Annotated in this window: 23 protein-coding genes; 14 read left to right on the plus strand and 9 right to left on the minus strand. The window is 69.0% G+C overall.

The annotated features are described in order from the left end of the window. The first annotated feature begins 1 nt into the window (after position 1). From DFR69_RS06265 to DFR69_RS06280, 4 genes are all read left to right on the plus strand, one after another. A complete protein-coding gene (locus DFR69_RS06265) occupies positions 2 to 280 on the plus strand; it encodes a hypothetical protein (RefSeq protein ID WP_110036476.1) in 279 nt (92 codons plus the stop codon). Further along, the gene (locus DFR69_RS06270) at positions 277 to 600 is read left to right on the plus strand and encodes a hypothetical protein (protein WP_110036477.1); all 324 of its coding nucleotides are present in this window, start codon (positions 277 to 279) and stop codon (positions 598 to 600) included. The genes DFR69_RS06265 and DFR69_RS06270 overlap by 4 nt, the downstream gene beginning before the upstream one ends. Positions 601 to 623: 23 nt before the next feature. Then, entirely contained in the window at positions 624 to 1,301 is a 678-nt protein-coding gene (locus tag DFR69_RS06275; protein ID WP_110036478.1) for a pentapeptide repeat-containing protein, read from the plus strand. 135 nt (positions 1,302 to 1,436) lie between these two features. Further along, positions 1,437 to 2,060, plus strand: a complete 624-nt coding sequence (locus DFR69_RS06280) for a Uma2 family endonuclease (RefSeq protein ID WP_110036852.1) — start codon at positions 1,437 to 1,439, stop codon at positions 2,058 to 2,060. A gap of 65 nt (positions 2,061 to 2,125) precedes the next feature. Here the strand turns inward: DFR69_RS06280 and secA are convergent, their stop codons facing one another. Next, entirely contained in the window at positions 2,126 to 4,927 is a 2,802-nt protein-coding gene (gene secA, locus DFR69_RS06285) for a preprotein translocase subunit SecA (RefSeq protein ID WP_110036479.1), read from the minus strand. Between the two features lie 247 nt (positions 4,928 to 5,174). Between secA and DFR69_RS06290 the strand changes: the two genes are divergently transcribed. The 6 genes from DFR69_RS06290 (at position 5,175) to bluB (ending at position 11,933) form a co-directional block, all read left to right on the plus strand. Further along, positions 5,175 to 6,584: a WS/DGAT/MGAT family O-acyltransferase gene (locus tag DFR69_RS06290; RefSeq protein ID WP_110036480.1), complete on the plus strand. Its 1,410-nt coding sequence runs from the start codon at positions 5,175 to 5,177 to the stop codon at positions 6,582 to 6,584. A 10-nt stretch (positions 6,585 to 6,594) separates the two neighbouring features. Beyond that, positions 6,595 to 7,131 carry a DUF6912 family protein gene (locus tag DFR69_RS06295; RefSeq protein WP_110036853.1) on the plus strand — a complete coding sequence of 179 codons (537 nt, stop codon included), beginning with the start codon at positions 6,595 to 6,597 and terminating at the stop codon, positions 7,129 to 7,131. Between the two features lie 79 nt (positions 7,132 to 7,210). Continuing rightward, positions 7,211 to 8,341, plus strand: coding sequence for a ferredoxin reductase (locus DFR69_RS06300; protein WP_110036481.1), 1,131 nt, complete (start codon positions 7,211 to 7,213; stop codon positions 8,339 to 8,341). A 190-nt stretch (positions 8,342 to 8,531) separates the two neighbouring features. Next, positions 8,532 to 9,932, plus strand: coding sequence for a fatty acid desaturase family protein (locus DFR69_RS06305; protein ID WP_110036482.1), 1,401 nt, complete (start codon positions 8,532 to 8,534; stop codon positions 9,930 to 9,932). Between the two features lie 99 nt (positions 9,933 to 10,031). Next, positions 10,032 to 11,276, plus strand: a complete 1,245-nt coding sequence (locus DFR69_RS06310; RefSeq protein ID WP_110036483.1) for a fatty acid desaturase family protein — start codon at positions 10,032 to 10,034, stop codon at positions 11,274 to 11,276. Between the two features lie 21 nt (positions 11,277 to 11,297). Beyond that, a complete protein-coding gene (gene bluB, locus DFR69_RS06315; protein WP_110036484.1) occupies positions 11,298 to 11,933 on the plus strand; it encodes a 5,6-dimethylbenzimidazole synthase in 636 nt (211 codons plus the stop codon). 51 nt (positions 11,934 to 11,984) lie between these two features. Here the strand turns inward: bluB and hpf are convergent, their stop codons facing one another. From hpf to DFR69_RS06345, 6 genes are all read right to left on the minus strand, one after another. Next, positions 11,985 to 12,683, minus strand: coding sequence for a ribosome hibernation-promoting factor, HPF/YfiA family (hpf, locus tag DFR69_RS06320; protein ID WP_167456172.1), 699 nt, complete (start codon positions 12,681 to 12,683; stop codon positions 11,985 to 11,987). Positions 12,684 to 12,868: 185 nt separating this feature from the next. Then, positions 12,869 to 13,513: a ComF family protein gene (locus DFR69_RS06325; RefSeq protein ID WP_110036485.1), complete on the minus strand. Its 645-nt coding sequence runs from the start codon at positions 13,511 to 13,513 to the stop codon at positions 12,869 to 12,871. Positions 13,514 to 13,545: 32 nt separating this feature from the next. Further along, positions 13,546 to 15,342, minus strand: coding sequence for an MtrAB system accessory lipoprotein LpqB (gene lpqB, locus DFR69_RS06330; protein WP_110036486.1), 1,797 nt, complete (start codon positions 15,340 to 15,342; stop codon positions 13,546 to 13,548). Beyond that, on the minus strand, positions 15,339 to 17,072 hold the full coding sequence (mtrB, locus tag DFR69_RS06335) for an MtrAB system histidine kinase MtrB (protein WP_110036487.1): 1,734 nt from the start codon (positions 17,070 to 17,072) through the stop codon (positions 15,339 to 15,341). The genes lpqB and mtrB overlap by 4 nt, the downstream gene beginning before the upstream one ends. A 124-nt stretch (positions 17,073 to 17,196) precedes the next feature. Further along, entirely contained in the window at positions 17,197 to 17,874 is a 678-nt protein-coding gene (gene mtrA, locus DFR69_RS06340) for an MtrAB system response regulator MtrA (protein WP_067491393.1), read from the minus strand. Positions 17,875 to 17,952: 78 nt separating this feature from the next. Beyond that, positions 17,953 to 18,600 carry a dTMP kinase gene (locus tag DFR69_RS06345; RefSeq protein WP_110036855.1) on the minus strand — a complete coding sequence of 216 codons (648 nt, stop codon included), beginning with the start codon at positions 18,598 to 18,600 and terminating at the stop codon, positions 17,953 to 17,955. 236 nt (positions 18,601 to 18,836) lie between these two features. Here DFR69_RS06345 and DFR69_RS06350 point away from each other — a divergent pair, with 236 nt between their 5' ends. The 4 genes from DFR69_RS06350 to DFR69_RS34350 all read left to right on the plus strand — a co-directional run bounded on the left by DFR69_RS06350 (position 18,837) and on the right by DFR69_RS34350 (position 20,298). Further along, positions 18,837 to 19,097, plus strand: a complete 261-nt coding sequence (locus DFR69_RS06350; protein WP_110036488.1) for a hypothetical protein — start codon at positions 18,837 to 18,839, stop codon at positions 19,095 to 19,097. A gap of 44 nt (positions 19,098 to 19,141) precedes the next feature. Continuing rightward, positions 19,142 to 19,372, plus strand: a complete 231-nt coding sequence (locus tag DFR69_RS06355) for a hypothetical protein (RefSeq protein ID WP_110036489.1) — start codon at positions 19,142 to 19,144, stop codon at positions 19,370 to 19,372. 44 nt (positions 19,373 to 19,416) lie between these two features. Continuing rightward, positions 19,417 to 19,842 carry a hypothetical protein gene (locus DFR69_RS06360; RefSeq protein WP_110036490.1) on the plus strand — a complete coding sequence of 142 codons (426 nt, stop codon included), beginning with the start codon at positions 19,417 to 19,419 and terminating at the stop codon, positions 19,840 to 19,842. Between the two features lie 237 nt (positions 19,843 to 20,079). After that, positions 20,080 to 20,298, plus strand: coding sequence for a hypothetical protein (locus tag DFR69_RS34350; RefSeq protein ID WP_167456173.1), 219 nt, complete (start codon positions 20,080 to 20,082; stop codon positions 20,296 to 20,298). 54 nt (positions 20,299 to 20,352) lie between these two features. On the opposite strand, the gene ahcY is transcribed toward DFR69_RS34350, so the two are convergent. Further along, positions 20,353 to 21,834, minus strand: a complete 1,482-nt coding sequence (gene ahcY, locus DFR69_RS06370) for an adenosylhomocysteinase (RefSeq protein WP_110036491.1) — start codon at positions 21,832 to 21,834, stop codon at positions 20,353 to 20,355. Positions 21,835 to 21,914: 80 nt separating this feature from the next. Next, positions 21,915 to 23,072, minus strand: coding sequence for an alkane 1-monooxygenase (locus DFR69_RS06375; RefSeq protein ID WP_167456174.1), 1,158 nt, complete (start codon positions 23,070 to 23,072; stop codon positions 21,915 to 21,917). Positions 23,073 to 23,081 lie beyond the last annotated feature (9 nt).

Below are 23,081 nucleotides of genomic sequence, written 5' to 3' on the forward strand. Positions count from 1 at the left end.
CATGGGTTTCGAGTGGCCTGATTGGGCGATCGCTCACCTGATCAGCATCGAACCCAGCGAGGTTCGGCAGGTCCTCGCAGCGTCACGACGGTGGCCGCGCCCGGCCTTCGACGGCAGGGTGGCCGTGCTGACGGTGTGGGGGCGCACCACGGCCGGACGTCCGCTCATCGTGGTGACACGACAGCGCGACGACTGGACGTGGGTGATCATCGGCGCACGTGCGATGCGCGCCGAGGAACTGGCGCAATTCGAGCAGTGGGAAAGTGGGAAAGCCTCATGAGCGATCAGGACTATCCGTCGAGCAAGGAAGAACTGGCCGATTTCATGGACCGGCTGAGTTTCTCCGACGAGCCCGCCGACGCTCCGCCCCGGCTGCCCGCCAACGAGGACATCATGGTGACCACCTCCATCCGGTTGCCCCTCGGACTGCATTCGCGGTTGAAAGACCTGGCCGACGAACGCCGCGTCGGGGTGTCCACGCTGCTGCGGGAGTGGGCCGAGGCCGCCGTCGCCGAGATCGACGACGAGGATCAGCTGATCTCGCTCGCCGAGGCGAAGCGGGCATTGTCACGAGTACATCCCATCCACCGAGCCAGCTGAGCACACGGTGTAGAACATCTCCCATGAGCTTCTGGCGGCGCCGGCCGAAAGGCGATCAGCACCCGGTCCCACGCTGGCCCTCCGACCCGGACGCCCGACAGGCGCTGGCCCGCTATCTCGACCGGCTCCCCGCCGACCCGACCGCGCCGCGCACCACCGAAATGCTGTTCAACGGCTGGGGACTCGACCTCGGCGGCAGCGACCTGTCCGGCCTCGACCTCGGCGGCGCGGAACTGGGCGAAGCGCGGCTGACCGGGGTGCGCCTGGTCGACACCGACCTGTTCGGCGCGTGGATGCTGTCCACCGATCTGTCCGGCGCCGACCTCACCGGCGCCGACCTCGGCAAGGCCCAGGCCCGTGACTGCACCCTGCGCGAATCCCGCCTGCACGGCGCCCGCCTGATGAAGGCCGACTTCGCGAGCTCGGACTTCCATCGCGCCGACCTCACCGGTGCCGATCTGCGCCGAGCCACGTTCAGCGACACCGACTTCCGCGGTGCGAGCCTGCGCGCTTGCCGCATCGACAGTGCCAGCTTCCACCGCGCGCGCCTGGCAGGCTGCGACGTGACGGACGCGATCGGCACCATCGACGGCCCCGTCGACGTCGGCGAGCGCAGCCCCCAGTGGCTCGACGGCGCCGCCCTCGCCTCGTGGTTCGCCGCGTCGGGCGCACCGGGCGTGACGGTTCGTTCGTTGCACTAGCCGCCGCGGGGGCGCACGTCTTCCAGGTCGTCGAGGAGCCGCACCGGGAACGTGATGCCCAGCGCGTTCGCCGATCGGATGAGGAGTCCTCGACCGCAGTAGGCTGTGGTCGCCTGCTACGAGGAGGAGTCGACCATGACCGCGGTGCACCCCGAGGAGCCGCAGCGCATCACTGCCGAGGAGTTTCTGGCGGGTGAGCCGGATGCACTCAGCAGTACCTTCGGTGATTTCGAGGTCGTGGACGGTCGCGTTGTGCGAGCGATGGCGCAGAGTGAGGCGCACAGTCGGGCGCACAGTCGGGTGGTACGGCGCCTCGCGTCGGCTCTCGAGGACGCGCGCGACCCCGCGGGCCCTTGTCTTCGGGTCGGATCCGACGTCGCGGTGCGATTCGCCGACGCCGACGACAAGTCGGCCGATCGCAGATTGAATGTTCGGTATCCCGACATCTTCGTTCGCGACTGCGAACCGTATGACGTGAGCACCGTCCGCGATCACATCCAGCTGGTCGTCGAAGTGGCGTCACGCGAAACCGTCGACAGCGATACCGGAATCAAACGGCAGATGTACGCGCGTGCAGGCATTCCGGTCTATCTGATCGTGCATTTCGACAAGAGCTGGGAAGCCATCGACCGAGTCGAGGAGTATCGACTCGACTGGTCGGGGATGCGGTATATGCCGCATCGAGTTCATCGAACGGCACTGGTTCTGGACAGTCCGGTGACCTTGGCCGTCACGTTCGACGCTTTGGACAGGGCCTAGTTCGGTCGGTACCCAGCGCGGGCTCCCACGGAATCCGTGGGAGCCCGCGCTGTTCGATCCACGCCTCAGCGGCGGCGCTTGCCCTTGGCGTCGGAGCGGGCGGCTTCGCGGCGCTCGCGGCGGGTGCCGGACTGCTGCTGGCCGCCGTATTCCTGGGCGTCGGAATGGGATTCGGCGCGGCCGTCCTCGGCGGGGCCCGAGTAGTTCAGGCCGCGCGGAGTGGAGTCGCCGATGCCCTTGGCGCGCAGGGCGGGCGGGGCCTGGGTTTCGGCGGGAGTGTCCTGCGGGCGGGTCGCGCCGACCGGGGAACGCAGGCCGGTGCCGACCGAGACGCCCTCGGGCTGCGGCTGCTGCACCTCGACCTGCAGGTTGAACAGGAAGCCGACCGACTCCTCCTTCAGACCCTCGAGCATCGCGGCGAACATGTCGAAGCCCTCGCGCTGGTACTCGACCAGCGGATCACGCTGGGCCATCGCGCGCAGGCCGATGCCCTCCTTGAGGTAGTCCATCTCGTAGAGGTGCTCGCGCCACTTGCGGTCCAGGACCGAGAGCAGCACCTGACGCTCGAGATTGCGCATCGCGCCCTCGCCCGCCAGCCCGTCGATCTCCTGCTCGCGCTTCTCGTAGGCGTTGTGCGCGTCCTCGAGCAGGGCCTCACGCAGTTCGTCGCGGGTGAGCTCGCCCGCGTCACCGGCGACGGTCTCGCCCGCCAGCTCCTTGTGATCCAGGCTCACCGGGTACAGCGTCTTGAGCGCGGTCCACAGCTTGTCCAGATCCCAGTCCTCGACGTAGCCCTCGGCGGTCGCGCCGTCGACATAGGCGGTGATCACGTCGGTGATCATGTTCTGGACCTGACCCTCCATGTCCTCGCCACGCAGGATCCGGTTGCGCTCGCCGTAGATGACGGTGCGCTGCTGGTTCATCACCTCGTCGTACTTCAAGACGTTCTTGCGGATCTCGAAGTTCTGCTGCTCGACCTGGGTCTGCGCGCTCTTGATGGCCTTGGAGACCATCTTCGCCTCGATCGGCACGTCGTCGGGCAGGTTCAGGCGGGTCATGATCGCCTCGAGCGCGGCGCCGTTGAAGCGGCGCATCAGCTCGTCACCCAGCGACAGGTAGAAGCGGGATTCACCCGGGTCGCCCTGGCGGCCGGAACGACCACGCAGCTGGTTGTCGATGCGGCGCGACTCGTGGCGCTCGGTGCCGAGCACGTACAGGCCGCCTGCCTCACGCACCTTCTCGGCGTCGTCCTCGGTCTGCTTCTTGACCTGCTCGAGCGCGGAGTGCCAGGCGGCCTCGTACTCGTCCGGGGTGTTCACCGGGTCCAGGCCCTGCTTGCGCAGCAGGATGTCGGCGATGATGTCGGCGTTGCCGCCGAGCACGATGTCGGTACCACGACCGGCCATGTTGGTGGCGACGGTGACCGCGCCGGGCCGGCCTGCCTCGGCGATGATCTGCGCTTCCTGCTCGTGGAACTTCGCGTTCAGCACCGAATGGGCCACACCGCGCTTGGTGAACTGCTTGGACAGGTACTCGGAGCGCTCGACGCTGGTGGTACCGATCAGGACCGGCTGGCCCTTCTCGTGCCGCTCCACCACGTCGTCGACGACGGCGGCGAACTTGGCCTCCTCCGACTTGTAGATCAGGTCGGCCTGGTCCTTGCGGACCATGGGCTTGTTCGTCGGGATCGGGACCACGCCGAGCGAGTAGATCGAGTGCAGCTCGGCGGCTTCGGTCTCGGCGGTACCGGTCATGCCGGACAGCTTGTTGTAGAGGCGGAAGTAGTTCTGCAGGGTGATCGTGGCCAGGGTCTGGTTCTCCGGCTGGATCTCGACCTTCTCCTTGGCCTCGATCGCCTGGTGCATGCCCTCGTTGTAGCGGCGCCCGACCAGGATGCGGCCGGTGAACTCGTCGACGATGATCACTTCGCCGTCGCGGACGATGTAGTCCTTGTCGCGGGTGTAGAGCTCCTTGGCCTTGATGGCGTTGTTCAGGTAGCTCACCAGCGGCGAGTTCGCGGCTTCGTAGAGGTTGTCGATGCCGAGCTGGTCCTCGACGAACTCCACGCCCGCCTCGTGCACACCGATGGTGCGCTTCTTGATGTCCACCTCGTAGTGGACGTCCTTCTTCAGCAGCGGCGCGATGCGCGCGAACTCGGCGTACCACTTGGACGAGGCGTCGGCCGGGCCCGAGATGATCAGCGGCGTACGGGCCTCGTCGATGAGGATGGAGTCGACCTCGTCGACCACGGCGAAGTTGTGCCCGCGCTGGACCAGATCGTCGAGCGAGTGGGTCATGTTGTCGCGCAGGTAGTCGAAGCCGAACTCGTTGTTCGTGCCGTAGGTGACGTCGGCGTTGTAGGCCACGCGGCGCTCGGCCGGGGTCATGCCGCCGAGGATCACACCGACCTCGAGCCCGAGGAAGCGGTGCACACGGCCCATCCACTCGGCGTCGCGCTTGGCGAGGTAGTCGTTGACGGTGACCACGTGCACGCCGTCGCCGGAGATGGCGTTGAGGTAGGCGGGCAGCACACAGGTCAGGGTCTTGCCCTCACCGGTCTTCATCTCCGAGATGTTGCCGAGGTGCAGCGAGGCGCCGCCCATGATCTGGACCTTGTAGTGCTTCTGGTTCAGCACGCGCCAGGACGCCTCACGAGCCACCGCGAAGGCCTCGAGCAACAGGTCGTCGAGGGTCTCACCGTCGGCGTAGCGATGCCGGAACTCGTCGGTCTTGGCACGCAGCTCGTCGTCGGTCAGCTGCTCGATCTCGTCGCCGTACGCGATGACCTCGTCGGCGAGGTTCGAGAGCCGCTTGACCATGCGACCTTCACCAATCCGTAGCAACCTCGTCAGTGTCAGCGCAGGCACGGGTCTCGTCAGTCCTCTGGTCGGAGTGTGTTCGGCTAGTGAGCCACGGTGTTATGGGCCATCGTAGTCCGCAGACCACCGTACCCGGCCGGGAGTACCCGTGCCCGGCGTACCGGGCGGACGCATCGGCCCAGGTCACGGCGGCCGACGAGGCTCGTTGCCCGGCACCGCGTTTCACCTGCCGTGACGTAGGATGGGCCACGTGCCCGATCTGCGCCATTCGGCACCGGAAGGAGTATCGGAGCGCGTGATCACGAGATTGACGCCGCAGGACGCGTCGTTCTATCGGCTCGAATCGAGCAGCAACCCGATCCACATCGGCTCTCTCGCGATCCTGCAGAACTCCGTGCCCGGCGCGACCGACCCGGTCCTCGACTACGACAAGCTCCTCGACCTGGTCGAATCCCGGCTGCCGCTGGTCCCGCGCTACCGGCGCAAGGTCCGCGAGATCCCGCTGGACCTGGGCCGTCCGGTGTGGGTGGAGGACAGCCGCTTCGACATCAGCTACCACATCCGCCGCTCCGCGCTGCCCGGTCCCGGCAGCGACGAACAGCTCTACGACCTGGTCGCCCGGCTGGCCTCCCGGCCGCTCGACCAGGGGCGGCCGCTGTGGGAGATGTATCTGATCGAGGGCCTGTCCGACGGGCGCAGCGCGGTGTTCACGAAATCGCACTCGGCGCTCGTCGACGGGGACACGGCGCTCGAGATCGGGCACGTGATCCTCGACAACAGCCCGCTGCCGCGCGAGCTGGCCGCCGACGCGTGGCGCGCGCCGCGCGAACCCTCCGACGTGGAACTGCTCGCCGGCGCGCTGAGTCAGCTGGCCGCCCAGCCGCGCGAGGCCTACAAGGTGGCCCGCGACGCGGGGTCCAACGCGTTCGGACTGGTCAGGGGCACCAGGATGGCGGTACAGGCGGCGGCGAACGCGGTGCGCGCGGCGACCTCAGGCGTCGCCGACAGCCCGCTCAACGCCCGCACCTCGCGCAGCCGCCGCTTCGACGTGGTCCGCACCGATCTCGAGGACTACCGCACCATCCGCCGTCACTTCGACTGCTCCATCAACGACACCGTGCTCGCGGTGGTCACCGGGGCGCTGCGCAACTGGCTGCTCTCGCGCAACGAGGCGCTGGTGGAGTCGACGAATCTGCGCGCGGTGGTGCCGATGTCGGTCTATGTCGACGGCGGCGACCAGCCGACGCCGGCCAGCGAGGTGTCGTCGTTCCTCATCGATCTGCCCGTCGGGGAACCGAATCCGGTGATGCGCCTGTCGCACATCTCGCACGCCACCGAAGCCGCCGGACGACAGCGCCGCGGCGTGCGCGCCCGTACGCTCGTACACCTGGCCGGGTTCGCTCCGGCCAGCCTGCACGCGATGAGCGTGCGCGCGGCGAGTACCTTCGCCGACAACACGTTCAACCTGGTGATCACCAACGCGCCGGGACCACAGACCGCGATGTACATCGGCGGCGCGCGCATGCTGGAGATGTATCCGGTCTCGCCGCTGTTGCGTAACCAGACGTTGAGTTTCGGGCTCACCTCGTACGACGGTCAGGTCTTCTACGGACTCAACGCCGACCGCGACGCCATGGCCGATATCGACGTTCTCGCCGCGTCGGTGCACGAATCGATGGAGGAGTTGCTCGGTGCCTGTCTCTGAGAACGGCAAGTTGCGGGTCTACGTCCCGGCGACGATCCCGATGCTGCGTCAGCTCGTCGCCGACCGGGAACTGTTCCCGCTCGGCGCGACCGCGTTCGCCGTGACGCCCGCCCTGCGCGAGGCCTACGCCGCCGGCGACGACGACGAACTGGCCGAGGTGGCGATGCAGGAGGCGGCCAGGGCCTCGCTGCGCCTGCTCGCCGCCGAGCGCGAGGGCGACGACGACACCGCCGACGGCGCGGAGAGCACGCCCGGCGGCCCGGTGTACCGGCGCGCGGTGATCGCCGCCGACGTCACCGGCGCGAAGCTGCGCCCCGACCTCGACGACGCCGTGGTGAAGCTGGCCGGGCCGATCACCTACGACCAGGTGGCCTCGGTGCACGTCGACCTGATCGAGGCCGAACCCCAGGTCGCCAAGGCCGTCGACGTGATCGACGCCGCGGATCTGGGCGATCCGGACGCCGAGTTCGTGCTCGGCGACGCCGAGGACCACCAACTGGCCTGGTACGCCACCCAGGAACTGCCCTTCCTGCTGGATCTGCTCTAAAACCTACGATGCCGTAACCTTGCAGCGAGCGAGCCACCCCACGGCGGCTCGGATGCACAACAGGGAGACAACGGCAAGCATGGTCATGAACAAGTTCCGGGAATGGCTCGAAGCGCCGGCGGCGCAGGTCGCCGACCGCGGCGGCAAGCTCAATGTGCTGCGCGGCGCGGTCGCCCGGGTGACCACTCCCCTGCTCCCCGACGACTACCTGCACCTGGCCAACCCGCTGTGGTCGGCGCGGGAGCTGCGCGGGCGGATCGTCGAGGTGCGCAAGGAGACGGCGGACTCGGCGACGCTGGTGATCAAGCCGGGCTGGGGCTTCGACTTCAAGTATCAGCCGGGCCAGTACATCGGCATCGGCGTACTGATCGACGGCCGCTGGAACTGGCGTTCCTACTCGCTGACCTGCCCGCCGGACTGGACCGGCGAGGGCGGCAAGCGGCTCATCTCCATCGCGGTGAAGGCCATGCCCGAGGGCAAGCTGTCCAGCCACCTCGTCAACGGGGTGCCCGCGGGCACCATCGTGCGGCTGGCCGCCCCGCAGGGCGGATTCGTGCTGCCCCAGCCGACCCCGGCCAAGGTACTCTTCCTCACCGCGGGCAGCGGCATCACCCCGGTGATGTCGATGCTGCGCACGATGGACCGGCGCGACGGCGTCACCGACGTGGTGCACGTGCACTCCGCGCCCACCGACGCCGACGTGATGTTCGGCGCCGAACTGCGCGCCCTGCACGACAAGCACCCGAGCTTCGTCTCGCACCTGCAACTGACCGACGCCCAGGGCCTGTTCTCCCTGGCCAGCCTCGACGAGCTCTACCCCGACTGGCGCGAGCGCGAGACCTGGGCATGTGGTCCGGCGCCGATGCTCGACGCGATCGAACAGCATTGGAAGACAGCGGGAATCCCGGAGAAGCTGCACATCGAACGCTTCGAGGTGGAGCGCTCGGCCATCGGCGAGGGCGGCACCGTCACCTTCGGCACGACCGGCCGCACCCTCACCGTCGACGGCGCGACCAGCCTGCTCGAGGCGGGCGAGTCGGTGGGCGTGCAGCTGCCGTTCGGCTGCCGGATGGGCATCTGCCAGACCTGTGTGGTGACGCTGTCGGCCGGACACGCCCGCGACCTGCGCAACGGCGACGAACGTCAGCCCGGCGACAAGGTGCAGACCTGCATCTCCGCCGCCGCGGGTGACTGCACGCTCGACATCTGAACACCCCATCCGCACCGGGCACCAGGTACCCTCGGAGTCATACGTCGGCCATATGACTGGCCGACAGCGGCTGGTCAAGGGCCCGTGTGCCGACCGGCGCGCCAGGGCCGGGAACAGCGGCACGGCCGCTCGTTTCCGGCTCGCTCCGTATCCGGACCACCAGCCGCCACACCGACAAGAGAGGACCCCGGTGGCCATCACCGATATCCAGGCCTTCGCCCATCTCACGGCGGCCGACATCGAGACCCTGGGGAAAGAACTCGATTCGATCCGCCGCTCGGTGGAGACCTCGCGCGGTGCGCGCGACGCCAAGTACATCCGCCGCACCATCGCCGCCCAGCGCGCGCTCGAGGTCGCGGGGCGCGCGGTGCTGTTCGGCAGCCGCAACCGCTGGGCCTGGCTCGGCGGCACCGCGCTGCTGTCGGTGGCCAAGATCATCGAGAACATGGAGCTCGGGCACAACGTGAGCCACGGGCAGTGGGACTGGATGAACGATCCGGAGATCCACTCCACCAGCTGGGAGTGGGACATGACCGGCACCTCGGCGCAGTGGCGCCGGGCCCACAACTACTCCCATCACACCTACACCAACGTCCTCGGCAAGGACGAGGACCTCGGCTTCGGCATCCTGCGGATGACCCGCGACGAGGCCTGGCACCCGAAGCACCTGGTGCAGCCCGCCGCCAACCTGCTGCTGGCCGCCACCTTCGAGTGGGGCATCGCGCTGCACGATCTCGGCATCGAGAAGGAGCTGGCGGGCGTTCCGGCCAAGCAGGTCCTCTCGGAACCGAACAAGGAGTTCGCCCGCAAGGCGGGCCGCCAGGTGGTCAAGGACTTCGTGCTGTATCCGGCACTGACCGGGCCCGCGTGGAAGTCGACCCTGAAGGCCAATGCCACCGCCAACCTGGTCCGCAATCTGTGGGCCTACGCGGTGATCTTCTGCGGCCACTTCCCCGACGGCGCGGAGAAGTTCACCATCGAGCAGCTCGACGGGGAGACCCAGGGCGAGTGGTACCTGCGCCAGATGCTCGGCAGCGCCAACTTCAAGGCCGGTCCGGTGATGGCCTTCATGAGCGGCAACCTCTGCTACCAGATCGAGCACCATCTGTTCCCCGATCTGCCGAGCAACCGGTACCCGGAGGTCGCGGTGCGGGTGCGCGAACTGTGCGACAAGTACGACCTGCCCTACACCACGGGCTCGCTGGGCAAGCAGTACCTGTTGGCCTTCCGCACCATCCACAAGCTGGCCCTGCCGGACCGCTTCCTCAAGCGCACCGCCGACGACGCCCCGGAGACCTCCTCGGAGCGCAAGTTCGCGGGCATCACCCTGCCGGAGGCGCTGCGGGTCGACCCCGACACGGGCAAGCGCTTCGGCCTGCGCTCGGCGCTGCACGACGCGAAGGTGTCACTCGAGATCAAGGCGCGGCACGAGAAGGAAGTGCTGCGTGAGGCCAAGGCGACGCTGAAGGCGCGGGCCAGGCAGGAGAAGCTGGCGCTGCGCGAGGCCAAGCGCGCGCTGGGCGAGCGGGCCAAGCAGGAGCGGGGCGCGCTGCGCGACAAGGCGGCCCGGCGGATGGCGCGCCAGGGCTGAGATAACATCTCGGTTTCGATTCCGCAATAGGACGTTTCACACATTCCAGACCCGAAATCGCCAACCTACGCTCTCGTAACCTACGGTAGTGTAACCGGCATGGCGATCTCGGATGTCAAGGAATACGCGCACCTCACCGCTGCGGATGTCGAAGCCCTCGGAGCGGAGTTCGACGCGATCCGCCGCGAAATCGAATCCTCGCGGGGAGCGGACGACGCGCGCTATATCCGCAATGTCATCCGGTTACAGCGCGCGCTCGAGATCAGCGGGCGCACGGTCCTGTTCGCCAGCTTCCTGCCGCCCGCCTGGCTCGCCGGCGTCGCCCTGCTCGGCACCGCCAAGATCATCGAGAACATGGAGATCGGGCACAACGTCATGCACGGGCAGTGGGACTGGATGAACGATCCGGAGATCCACTCCACCTCGTGGGAATGGGACAACGCGGGCCCCTCGGCGCACTGGAAGATCACCCACAACTTCCTGCACCACAAGTACACCAACGTGCTCGGCATGGACGACGACATCGGCTACGGCCTGCTGCGCGTCACCCGCGACCAGCGCTGGATGCCGTTCTACCTGGGCAACCCGATCTACAACCTGCTGCTGCAGATGCTGTTCGAGTACGGCGTCGCCATCCAGCACCTGGAGCTGGGCAAGGTCGCCAAGAAGAAGTGGTCCAAGGACTCGCCGGAGTGGCAGCAGTTCGACGCCGATCGCAAGCTGGTGCTGAAGAAGATCGGCAAGCAGGCCGCCAAGGACTACCTGATCTTCCCGCTGCTCACCGGCCCGTCGTTCTTCACCACCCTCACCGCCAACCTGGCCGCCAACGTGGTCCGCAATGTGTGGACCAACGCGGTGATCTTCTGCGGGCACTTCCCCGACGGCGCCGAGAAGTTCACCAAGGCCGACATCGAGGGTGAGACCCAGGGCGAGTGGTACCTGCGCCAGATGCTCGGCAGCGCCAACATCAGCGGCGGCCCGATCATGCACTTCATGACCGGCAACCTCAGCCACCAGATCGAGCACCACCTGTTCCCCGACCTGCCGAGCAACCGCTACGCCGCCATCGCGGTGCGGGTGCGCGAGCTGGCCGAGAAGTACGACCTGCCCTACACCACCGGCTCGCTGCCGGTGCAGTACTTCAAGTCGTGGCGCACGATCCTCAAGCTGTCGCTGCCGAACAAGTACCTGCGCCACACCACCGACGACGCGCCGGAGACCAAGTCGGAGAAGCTGTTCGGCGGCAACGCCGTCGCCACCGTCGACCCGGTGACCGGTCGCCGGCGCGGCCTGCGCACCGCGCTGGCCGCGGGCCGCAAGCTGGCCCGCCGTTCGGCGGCCTGACCGTCTGGTTGACTGATCGGCGTGTGTGCCGACCAGCTCAGCGTCTACGACGCGATCCGCCTGCGCCGTGACGTGCGCGCCGAATTCACCGGCGAGCCCGTCGACGACGAGACCCTCTGGCGCATCCTGGACGCCGCCCATCGCGCGCCCAGCGTCGGCAATTCCCAGCCGTGGGACTTCGTCGTGGTCCGGCAGGCGGACACCCTGCGCCGTTTCGCCGAGCACGTCGCGGACAAGCGGGTGGAGTTCCGCGACGCCCTGCCCGCCGACCGCGCGGCGACCTTCGACCCGATCAAGATCGAGGGCATCGTCGAGAGCGGCACCGGCGTGGTCGTCACCCACGACGATCGCCGCGGCGGACCGCAGGTGCTCGGACGGGCGAGCGTGCCGGAGACCGGCGTGTACTCGACGGTGCTGGCGATCCAGAACCTGTGGCTCGCGGCGACCTCGGAACAGGTCGGCGTCGGCTGGGTGTCGTTCTACGATCCGGACTTCCTGCGCGCGCTGGTCGACCTGCCCGCGGGCATCGAGCCGGTGGCCTGGTTGTGTGTCGGTCCGGTGCGCGAGTTCCAGCGGGTGCCGGACCTGGAACGGTTCGGTTGGCGCTCCGGGCGGGCGCTCACCGAGGCCGTGCACCGCGAAACCTTCGGGGGCTGAACACGATCCGGGCACCCGCTGGTGGCGGATGCCCGGATTCGGTCGGTGCGATCAGGCCAGTCGGATCAGGCCGTAATCGAAGGCGTGTCTGCGGTAGACCACCGAGGGGCGGTCGGTTTCGCGGTCGTGGAAAAGGAAGAAGTCGTGCCCGACCAGCTCCATCTGGTAGAGCGCGTCGTCGACCGACATGGGTGTCGCGGTGTGCACCTTGGTGCGCACGATGTGGCCGGGACCGCTGAGGTCCTCCTGTTCCTCACCGTGGTCGTGCGCGGCCGCGCCGTTGGGCGCGGTGAACAGTGCGTCGTCGACGAGTGTCGCGGTGGCCTGCGCGACCGAGACCGGCGTCTTGTCGCCGTAGTGCACGACGCGGCGCTTGTCCTTGCTGCGGCGCAGTCGGCTCTCGATCTTCTGGGTGGCCGATTCGAGCGCCGCGTAGAAGCTGTCTGCACAGGCTTCCGCGCGCACGATCGGGCCACGTCCGCGTGCGGTGATCTCCACACGCTGGCAGGCCTTGCGTTGACGACGGTTACGTTCGTGGAACAGTTCCACATCGAACAGGAATATCGACGGATCGAAGCGCTCGAGCCGAGCCAGCTTCTCCGCGACGTGGATTCGATAGTGGTCGGGGACTTCGACATTTCGACCGGAGACCACCACTTCGGCGTTGGGACTCTGGGTCGAGGTGTCGGCGCTGTCCTCCAGCGCCGTGGGGTCAGCATCTCGTACTGATGCCCGTGCAGAAGTCGTCACGCGTACCTCCCGGATATGGCTGTACACGATCGAATGTGTACAGCGGGATTGAGCTGTGCCGATCGGGAATCGCTCGGCACCAGATGTCCGCGGCGCCACCTCCCAAAACTTGCTCGTTCGGTGTGTGATCGCGACGCTAGTCCGCCACGGGCAAGTGCGCCACTGTTCACGCAAATTTCGCGGAGTCAAGCCGTGCAAGTCACCAAAACCGCGCGCGGACGTACTCCGAACCGGCTAAGGACACGGACCGATTCGGTCACGGTCGCCCCGGTCGTGAGCACATCGTCGACCAGGATCACCTCGGCGTTCGCGGCGATCGCGGCGGCCGCGGCCTCGTGGTGAACCATCATGATCCGGCCCCGCAGATTGTGTGCTCGCTCCCTCGTCGTGAGGCCGACCGAATCGCGCACACCCCGGCTCGTCCGCAGCAGTGGCAGGGTCCGGCTATCGATCAGCCACCGCGTCGCCGCGGCCGCGCAGCGCGTCACCGGGTCGCCACCGCGGCGCCGGGCCGCCGTGGCTCGGGTGGGCGCCGGAACGAGCACCAGCGGGCGCTCAGGGGCCCGCAAGGCGGCCAGCGCGGTCGCCAGTGCCAGGCCGAGCGGGTCGGCCAGATCGCGCCTACCGTGCTCCTTGGCGGCCAGCACCGCCCGGCCCGCGGGCCCCGCGTAAGGCGCCAGCGCCCAGCACGGGACGCCGGGATCGGTGCGCGGACGCACCCGTACCGGACCGCGGCCGACCACGGCGGCGCAGACGTCGCACCAGGCGGTGCCGGGCGCCCCGCAACCGCCACACCGGGCCGGGATGACCAGATCGAGCAGCGTGTTCACAGCGACCGAGTATCACCCCGGCCACCGACAGATCAGCTGGGCAGCACGGGTACGACGCTGTCGCCGGTCAGGCCGGGCACCTCGCGCCAGAAGCGGTCGTTGCGAGCGGGATCAGCGGTCTGCAGTTGCAGCACGGCCCGGGAATCGGCGACGTACTGGGTGGCGGGCGCGGCGGTCACCACCCGCACCGGCGGGGTGAGGTTCTGCGAGGTCACCGGGCTGAACTGGGAGCCGTCGATGGAGACGGTGAAGACCGGGTCGACATTGCCCTCGCGGGCGACCATCAGGGTGTCCCCGGTGACCCAGCTCAGCGAGACCGCGCGGGTGCTCAGACCGAGCGCCACCGGCACCGGCCTGGTCAGCGCGTATCGGCCGTCGCCGCCGCGTTCGACCACCGCGACGTAGACCTTGCCGTCGGCGATGAGTGCCGCCCGCACGCCGGTGCGCGACACCGCCACCTCCGAGATCGGCGGCCGGGGCGCGCCCGACCCCTCGAACAGCGCGGAGGTGTCGACATCCTGCACCGAGACATTTCCGGTCGCGCGATCGGTGACCGCCCGGATGACGCGGTCGCCGTCGACCACCGTCCAGGCCGCGCCGCCGTCGGAGGTCCACGACGGGCGCGCGATGGTGGCGCCCTCCGCCACCCCGAACGCCTTCGCGCCGTAGTTGCCGATGAGCAGAGTCCGGCCCGGCTCCGGAGCCGGTCGGCCGGTGTCGGCCACGGCGGCGACGAACTGACCGTCCGCGGAGATCCCGACCGACTGCAGGTTGGTCGCCTCGCCGAAGGAGCCGCTCGGGGTGACGATGCCGTCCTGGGTCACCTGCACGAGGGTGCCGTTGCGCAGCGCGTGCAGCCCGATCCGGTTCTGGCCGGGGGCCGAGGCGCTGAACTGGTCGAGGTCGGCGACCGACCAGCCGTTGGCCGCGTACCGGTCGTCGAGTGGCTTGCCGTCGGCGAGCAACACGTACGGGCCGAGGATGTCGGCGCCGGCCAGGGTCATCACCACCTGCGCGGCGAGCAGCTCGCGTTCGCGCTGGCCGAGAGTGCCTGCCCCGGCGAAGTCGATGCGCACCCCGCCGATGCCGATGCCCACCTCGCCGGGTTCGTTGTTGGCCTTGGTGATCGGGCCGCGGACGCTGATCGGCGCGGCCAGCTGATTGCGCACGACGGGGGCGATGGTCGACTGCGGACCGCTGCCGAGCATCGCGATCAGCCGCTCGGTGAGCTGGGCGCGCGGCACCGACACCCAGCGCGGGTCCGGGACCAGTACCGAGCTGGCCGGATCGACGTACTGCAGCACGTAGCGGCGGTACACCTTCTCGAAGGTGCTGGAGTCGAAGACGACACCGTCGGGCAGATCGGTGATCCGCCATTCGCCGTCGATCTTGCTCATCTCGATCTTGTTCTCGAGCGTCCCCTCGACGGCGCGATAGCTGCCGTCGCCCGCCAGCTCGCCGACCTTGCGCGCGCGGATCACGTAGCTGGCCTTGTCGCCGGAGCGCGATTCGCGCAGGGTGTCCGGGCGGTCGACGATCGTGGTGCTCGCCTCGTCGTTCCACTCGGCCGCCGCGTCGGGCGCCATGTACTGCCTGGCCGCCGCGTGCCGGTTCGCCGGATCGGCGCTGGCGGTGAGGAAGTCGCCGACCAGCAGGTCGGGGTCGCGGCCGGACTGCGGCGGCGGCGGGCCCTCGGAGGTCGGCGCGCGGTTGATGGTGCCCAGTGCCTGCGGCGCCGAGGACTCCGGCAGGCTGGCGCAGCCGCTCAGGACCAGCAGGCCCGCCAGCACGGTCGCCAGCAGGGCTGCGCCACGACCCGCGTTCGTCATGACTGTCGGTCTCCGGTCTCGGTGGACATCGGCTCCTCGTCGTCGGTGGCGGCCGGCCCGGTGGCCGGCGGCTCGGCCGCGCCGGCGGGCCCGGGGGCCTCGGGTGCCGTGGCCCCCGCGGGCTCGACGGTATCGGGTTCGTCGTCCTGGCCGACCTCGGGCAGCGCGGGCACCTTGCGCAGCATGGGTTCCAGCGCGAGTGGGCTGCCACCCAGTTTGCGACCGCGCACCATCGGCAGCAGCAGCCGGAAGCTGGCGCCGACGCCGGGATCGCCCCACGCCTCGAGCCTGCCCTCGTGCAGGTTGGCGTCCTCGACGCTGATCGACAGGCCGAGGCCGGTGCCGCCGGAGCGGCGCACCCGCGAGGGGTCCGAGCGCCAGAACCGGTTGAACACCAGCTTCTCCTCGCCCGGCCGCAGGCCGACGCCCTGGTCGCGGACCACGGTCGCGACCGCGTTGGCCTCGCTGTCGCCGCGCATCCGGATCAGCACCGGCTTGCCCTCGCTGTGGTCGATGGCGTTGGCGAGCAGGTTGCGCAGCACTCGCTCGACGCGCCGCGGGTCGACCTCGGCGACGACCGGTTCCTCGGGCAGGTCGATGACCAGCTCGACCCCGGCCTCCTTGGCCAGGTGCCGCACCGTGGTGATCGCGGCCCGCGCGCACATCCGCATGTCCAGCGATTCCACCTGCAGTTCGGCGACGCCGGCGTCGTGCCGGGAGATCTCGAGCAGGTCGTTGAGCAGGCCCTCGAATCGGTCCAGCTCGTTGACCAGCAGTTCGGAGCTGCGGGCCAGCGCCGGATCCAGGTCGTCACTGGAGCCGTGGATGAGGTCGGCCGCCATCCGGACCGTGGTGAGCGGCGTGCGCAGCTCGTGGCTGACATCGGAGGTGAACCGGCGTTGCAGATTGCCGAATTCCTCCAGCTGGGTGATCTGGTTGGACAGGCTCTCGGCCATCTCGTTGAACGCCTGCGCGAGCCGGGCCATGTCGTCCTCGCCGCGCACCAGCATGCGTTCCTTGAGCCTGCCGTCGGCGAAGCGGCCCGCGATCCGCGCCGCCGACCGGATCGGCAGCACCACCTGCCTGGTGACCAGCGCCGTGATCGCGGCGAGCAGTACCAGCAGTACGACGCCGCCGATGAGCATCGTGCCGCGCATCAGCGACAGGCTCGACTCCTCGCTGGCCAGCGGGAAGATCAGGTAGATCTCCAGCGTCGCCACCTCGGCGCTGGGGCTGCCGATGATCAGCGCCCTGCCGCGGTAGCCGTCCGGGTCGGCGACGGTGGTGAACTGGTAGGACACCTGGTTGCGCTGCACGAAGCGGCGCAGCTCCTGGGGCACCTCGGAGATGGAACTGGTCGCGATCTCCTGCGGCGGCGTCCCGCCGACCATCGCCAGCGCCGAGTCGAAGCTGCCCGCGGCACCACTGGACTGCCCGCCGCTGCGGCTCGACAGCGCGGCCCGCGCGTCGGCCAGCTGTTGCTGCTGGCTGGTGGCGTCGTGCACGCCGGAGAGGATGTTCTCGATCGTGCTGCGCGCACGATCCATCTCCTCGACCGCCGCGTTGATCTTGGCCTCGAGCAGCCGGTCGGTGATCTGACCGGTCAGCACGACACCGAGGATCGTGATGACGATGAGCGAGAGAGTCAGCGTCGAGACGATGACACGCAGCTGCAGCGACCGGCGCCAGAGATGACCCAGCGCGGTCCCGACGGCCTGGAACCAGGCCATGACGGGATCCGCCCATCGCCGCAACCGCGTGACGAAGGTGTGCGCACGTCCGTCGTGCGCTGGAGGCGCTGACGCTGTACCGGCAGGTCGACCGTCGGTCACAGCGGCGCCTCGCGGGTACCGATCACGGCGGTCCGGCCTTGTAGCCGACACCGCGGACGGTCAGCACGATCTCCGGGTTCTCCGGATCCTTCTCGACCTTGGCGCGTAGTCGCTGCACGTGCACGTTCACCAGGCGGGTGTCGGCCGCGTGCCGGTAGCCCCAGACCTGCTCGAGCAGCACCTCGCGGGTGAACACCTGCCGCGGCTTGCGCGCGAGCGCGACCAGCAGGTCGAACTCCAGCGGGGTGAGCGAGATCTGCGTGCCGCCGCGGGTCACCTTGTGCGCGGGCACGTCGATGACGATGTCGGCGATCGAGAGCAGCTCGGCCGGCTCGTCCTCGGTGCGGCGCAGCCGCGCGCGCACGCGGGCGACGAGCTCCTTGGGCTTGAACGGCTTGACGATGTAATCGTCGGCGCCGGACTCCAGACCGAGCACCACGTCGACCGTGTCGGTCTTGGCGGTGAGCATCACGATCGGGACGCCGGAATCGGCCCGCAGGACCCGGCACACGTCGATGCCGTTCATGCCGGGCAGCATCAGGTCCAGCAAAACCAGGTCGGGGCGGATCTCCCGCACCGCCGACAGGGCCTGCGTGCCGTCGCCGACCACGTGCGGGTCGAACCCTTCCCCGCGCAAGACGATGGTCAGCATCTCAGCGAGCGCCATATCGTCGTCGACGACCAGAATCTTGGGCTTCATAGTCCTATGTTGTCATCTCCCAGGCCAGGATCGGGCCGCCACGCCATTAATCGCGCGAACCTCCTGGCGTATCCAACCTTATCCGGCAAAGATTTCCGAGCAGAGGGTGAGCAGGGTCGGCCTGTCGTCATCGGATCGGTATGTCCACCACCGGCCGTGCCAGTCCCGGTCGGCCAGCTGCCGGTAGACCTCCCCGGTGCGCTGTTGCAGGCCACCGTCGCGCTCGTAGGCGTCGAGGGCGCGGGTGGCGTCCATTTCGCCACGGCGCCGGGCACGTTCGGCGGCGACCTCGGTGGGGATGTCGATCAGGACGGTGAGATCGGGCTCGGGCAGGCGCAGCCTGCCGTATTCCAGATCGCCCACCCAGCCGACGATTTCGCCGTCGGCGTCCTGGGCGGCCCTGGCCGCCGAATACGCCGCGTTGGAGGCCACCCAGCGGTCCAGGATCACGATGTCGTTGGCATCCAACAGGTTCGACAGTTCCGCGCGCGCGTCGGCGCGGTCGAGGGCGAACATGATCGCCATCGCGTTGATCGAGCCGGCCAGGTCGCCGTGGCCGCCGCGCAGCGCCTCGGCGGCGAGGTCGGCGTGGATCGAACGGCCGTACTGCGGGAACGCCAGGCTCGCGGCGCGCAGGCCCTTACCGGACAGGTCTTCGATCAGGCCGTCGATGAGCGTGCGCTTGCCGGCGCCGTCGAGTCCTTCCACCGCTATCAGTACGCCCATGATCGGTGAGATTACCCGGCCGGCGAACGTGCCCGACGCCGGTGTGACCGCGAGCGGCGCGGCGGGCGGGTCACGTAGGCCCATTGACGCTCCGAGCGGGGCGAAATTCGCCGATTCCGCCATTCGCGGATATGTGAAGTGTTCTCATTCCAGAGTCTGCGGAGCCGGCGCCCGCCCCGGCTCCGCGGGCGCACCACCCCCGGCCCGGCCGGGACCCGCTCGACCCAGGAGTCACCATGCGCCACCGCACCACCCGCCGCGCCGCCGTCGCCGCCGCGGCTCTCGGACTCACCCTCGCCGGCAGCGGCCTCGCCGCCGCCGCGCCGACGGCCGAACCGATCCGGCACGGTCACCACGATCGCTCCGGCCTGCTCTCCGGTTCCGCCGAAGCGGGGTCCTCCGCGCTCGGCTCGGCCGCCCGCGGCTCGGCCGAACTCGCCGCCTGCGTGCTGCTCGAGGCCGTCGTCCCGCTGCCGGTGTGCCTGCTGCTCAGCTGAGCGCGACGGGCACGGACCCTGCCACCAGAACTGCGGTCTGGTCCGTGCCCACCGCACCCGGCGAGGATTCCGCCATGCACAAGATCGTCCGCACCACCGCCGCCACGCTCGCCCTCACCGCCGCCCTGGCCTGCGGCACCGCCACCGCCACCGCCGAGACCCCGGTCGCCGGCCCCGCCACCGGCTCGTCGGAGGCCTTCAACTCCGTGATGTGCGCCGTCCTCGGCCTCAGCAGCCAGCACAACATCTTCTGCACCGGCGTGATCATCGGCTGACCGAGCCAGGCACCGGACCCGAACGCTCTCCCCGAAGGCACACCATGCTCGTTCGCACACTGACCACCTCGACCGCCGCCCTGGCCGCCGTCGCCCTGCTCGGCACGGGCCCCGCGACGGCGCAGCAGCCCCCGCCCGCACCGACCACCGCGGTCGCCGACAGCGGCAGCGCGCTGCTCGCCCCACTGAGCTTCCTCGCCGGCCTGCTCGACGTCCTCCAGTGCGGCTCCTCCTGCGGCGCGGGCGAGGCCGCGCACACCGGCACCGAGGTCGCCAGCGGGTCCGACGCCGTCCTGCCGCTGTTCAACGACCTGGTCATGTCCGGCTCGGGACAGGCCGTGATCACCGGGAGCAACGCGCTCGGCGCGGCGACCGGCTCGTCCGACCTGCTCGGCGCCCTGTTGTGCGGCGCCCTGACGGCCAGCGCGGACGGCGGTCCGACGATCTGCACCACAGGCCCCGTCGGCTGAACGTCCCCCGACAACGGAACCGGCCCGCCGACAGTGTCGGCGGGCCGGTTCACTGCGTGCTCGGTAGCGGTCCGGCTTGTACGGCCTTCCACGTCCACGCCGTTGGCGAAGGCGCCGGTAGCACACAGGGTCAGAAGTGAGTACATTTCACATGCCCCGGCTTTTCGGGTCTGGAGTCCGATGTGACCGCGCGGCATCGTGTGCGCATATCGCACCAGCACCGCCGAAGGACCGCCGATGTTCCGCACGTTCACCATCTCCCTCGCGGCTCTGGCCGCCACCACCGTGCTCACGGCGGGCCCCGCGCTCGCCGCCCCGGCCGAAGGGGTCGACAGCGGCTCCGCCTCCGCGACCGGCTCCTCCACCATCGCATGGGCGCTGCTGTGCGCTGTGACTTCGATCAGCTCCGGATCCGACAGCAACACCTGGTGCACCGGCCCGAACCCCGGCGCTTGACCGAAACTGGCCCAGCGACATGGGAAGTCGCTGGGCCAGTTCGCGTTTCGCGACCTAGTAGCGGTAGTGGTCCGGCTTGTACGGCCCCTCCACGTCCACGCCGATGTACTCGGCCTGGTCCTTGGTGAGCTTGGTCAGCGTGCCGCCGAGGGCCTCGACGTGGATGCGCGCGACCTTCTCGTCCAGGTGCTTGGGCAGGCGGTAGACCTCGTTGTCGTACTCCTCCGGCTTGGTCCACAGCTCGATCTGCGCGATGACCTGGTTGGAGAAGCTGTTCGACATCACGAACGAGGGGTGGCCGGTGGCGTTGCCCAGGTTCAGCAGACGACCCTCCGACAGCACGATGATCGACTTGCCCGAGTCGAAGGTCCACAGGTCGACCTGTGGCTTGATCTCGAGGCGGGTCGCGCCCGAGCGCTCCAGCGCGGCCATGTCGATCTCGTTGTCGAAGTGACCGATGTTGCCGAGGATGGCCTGGTCCTTCATCGCCTTCATGTGCTCGAGGGTGATGATGTCCTTGTTGCCCGTCGAGGTGATGACGATGTCGGCCTGGCCGATCGCCTGCTCGACGGTGACCACGTCGTAGCCGTCCATCAGCGCCTGCAGCGCGTTGATCGGGTCGATCTCGGTGACCTGCACGCGCGCGCCCTGGCCCGCCAGCGACTCCGCGCAGCCCTTGCCGACATCGCCGTACCCGCAGATCAGCACCTTCTTGCCGCCGATGAGCACATCGGTGCCGCGGTTGATGCCGTCGATGAGCGAGTGCCGGGTGCCGTACTTGTTGTCGAACTTCGACTTGGTGACCGAGTCGTTGACGTTGATCGCCGGGAACACCAGCTCGCCCGCGGCGGCGAACTGGTACAGCCGCAGCACGCCGGTGGTGGTCTCCTCGGTGACGCCCTTGACCGACTCGGCGATGGCGCTCCACTTGCCCTTGTCGGTCTCGAACCGATCCCGCAGCAGGTTCAGGAAGACCGTGTACTCGGCCGAGTGCTCCTCGTCGGCGGGCGGGACCACGCCCGCCTTCTCGAACTGCGCGCCGCGCAGCACGAGCATGGTGGCGTCGCCGCCGTCGTCGAGGATCATGTTGGCCGGCTCGCCGGGCCAGGTGAGCATCTGCTCGGCGGCCCACCAGTACTCCTCCAGCGTCTCGCCCTTCCAGGCGAAGACCGGGGTGCCCTTGGGCTCGTCGACGGTGCCGTTGGGCCCGACGACGATCGCCGCGGCGGCGTGATCCTGGGTGGAGAAGATGTTGCAGGACGCCCAGCGCACCTGCGCGCCGAGAGCGACCAGCGTTTCGATCAGGACAGCGGTCTGCACGGTCATGTGCAGCGAACCGGAGATGCGCGCGCCTTTCAGGGGCTGCACATCGTGGTATTCGCGGCGCAGTGCCATCAGGCCGGGCATCTCGTGCTCGGCGAGGCGGATCTCCTTGCGGCCGAAATCGGCCAGCGAGAGATCTGCCACCTTGTAATCGATGCCGTTGCGGACGTCAGCGGTGAGCTCGGTGCGCGCGGGAAGTTCTGAGGTCGTCATCAGCCTCTCCTGGTAGTCAGTACCGAGGCAAGGCTACCGCCTGTGGGCGCGCTCGTTCCCCGGTCGGTCGGGCGGTGCGCTCAGGCCGTGGCGCGGTATCGGGCCAGCAAACGGCGCGGCTTGGCCGGGGCGCGGTTGGCCAGGGTCAGGTCGCCGCCGTAGTGGGCGGCCACCTTCGGGTCCATCACCGCCCGCCACAGCGGCGGGACGGCGGCGAGCAGCAGCATCGTGGCGTAGCCGGCGGGCAGCTGCGGCGATTCGCTGCTGCTGCGCAGGGTCTGATAGCGGCGGCCCGGGTTGGCGTGGTGGTCGCTGTGGCGCTGCAGATGGAACAGGAAGATGTTGGTGACCAGGCGATCGCTGTTCCAGCTGTCGCGCGGGGAGCAGCGCGCCCACCGGCCGTTGGGCTTGCGCTCGCGCAGCAGCCCGTAGTGCTCGACGTAGTTGACGGCCTCGAGCAGACCGATCCCGACCACGGCCTGCAGCGCCAGCCACGGCAGGATGGCGGGCCCGAACACCGCGACCAGCGAACCGAAGAGCACCGCGCTCATCGCCCACGCCTGCAGGATGTTGTTCTGCCTGCACCACCAGCCGCGCCCCTGCCTGGCCAGGCGCACGCGCTCGAGTTGCAGCGCCGAGCGGAAGCCGCCGAACACGCTGCGCGGCAAGAACTCCCACAGCGATTCGCCCAGCCGGGCGCTGGCCGGGTCCTCCGGGGTGGCGACGCGGGCGTGGTGGCCGCGATTGTGCTCGACGAAGAAGTGCCCGTACCCCGACTGGGCGAGCGCGACCTTCGACAGCAATCTTTCAGCACGCTCCACCCGGTGGCCGAGTTCGTGGGCGGCGTTGATGCCGATCCCGCTCACGAAGCCGACGGTGGCCGCCAAGCCGAGCTTGTCGATCAGGTCCAGCTCGTCGCCTGCCCACATGGCGCAGGCGATGACGAGGCCGATGAGCTGGATCGGCAGGAACAGGTAGGTGCACCAGCGGTAGTAGCGGTCGTTGGACAGCGCTTCGTAGTCCTCGTCGCGCGGGTTGTTGCCGTCCTCGCCGACGATCCAGTCCAGCACGGGGATGGCGATGAGCACGATCGCGGGACCGATCCACCAGAACACCTCGGCACCGGTGCGGTACACGAGCTGGGAGGGCAGAAGCGCGCACGCCGGCGCGATCAACCCTAGAGCCCAGAGATACCGCTTGGGATCGCGAAATCCCCCCGGTTTGCCAACCGCTTGCACACCCGCTCC

It is taken from the genome of Nocardia neocaledoniensis (assembly GCF_003182135.1).
Lineage (GTDB): Bacteria > Actinomycetota > Actinomycetes > Mycobacteriales > Mycobacteriaceae > Nocardia > Nocardia neocaledoniensis.

Bases quoted from the DNA above. Each gene is read 5' to 3' on its own strand.
- lpqB (WP_110036486.1), bottom strand. From the start codon at position 15,342: ATGACGAACGCGGGTCGTGGCGCAGCCCTGCTGGCGACCGTGCTGGCG.
- DFR69_RS06310 (WP_110036483.1), top strand. From the start codon at position 10,032: ATGGCGATCTCGGATGTCAAGGAATACGCGCACCTCACCGCTGCGGAT.
- mtrB (WP_110036487.1), bottom strand. From the start codon at position 17,072: ATGGCCTGGTTCCAGGCCGTCGGGACCGCGCTGGGTCATCTCTGGCGC.
- DFR69_RS06300 (WP_110036481.1), top strand. From the start codon at position 7,211: ATGGTCATGAACAAGTTCCGGGAATGGCTCGAAGCGCCGGCGGCGCAG.
- DFR69_RS06350 (WP_110036488.1), top strand. From the start codon at position 18,837: ATGCGCCACCGCACCACCCGCCGCGCCGCCGTCGCCGCCGCGGCTCTC.
- DFR69_RS06265 (WP_110036476.1), top strand. From the start codon at position 2: ATGGGTTTCGAGTGGCCTGATTGGGCGATCGCTCACCTGATCAGCATC.
- mtrA (WP_067491393.1), bottom strand. From the start codon at position 17,874: ATGAAGCCCAAGATTCTGGTCGTCGACGACGATATGGCGCTCGCTGAG.
- DFR69_RS06270 (WP_110036477.1), top strand. From the start codon at position 277: ATGAGCGATCAGGACTATCCGTCGAGCAAGGAAGAACTGGCCGATTTC.
- DFR69_RS06280 (WP_110036852.1), top strand. From the start codon at position 1,437: ATGACCGCGGTGCACCCCGAGGAGCCGCAGCGCATCACTGCCGAGGAG.
- DFR69_RS34350 (WP_167456173.1), top strand. From the start codon at position 20,080: ATGTTCCGCACGTTCACCATCTCCCTCGCGGCTCTGGCCGCCACCACC.
- DFR69_RS06360 (WP_110036490.1), top strand. From the start codon at position 19,417: ATGCTCGTTCGCACACTGACCACCTCGACCGCCGCCCTGGCCGCCGTC.
- DFR69_RS06275 (WP_110036478.1), top strand. From the start codon at position 624: ATGAGCTTCTGGCGGCGCCGGCCGAAAGGCGATCAGCACCCGGTCCCA.
- ahcY (WP_110036491.1), bottom strand. From the start codon at position 21,834: ATGACGACCTCAGAACTTCCCGCGCGCACCGAGCTCACCGCTGACGTC.
- DFR69_RS06345 (WP_110036855.1), bottom strand. From the start codon at position 18,600: ATGGGCGTACTGATAGCGGTGGAAGGACTCGACGGCGCCGGCAAGCGC.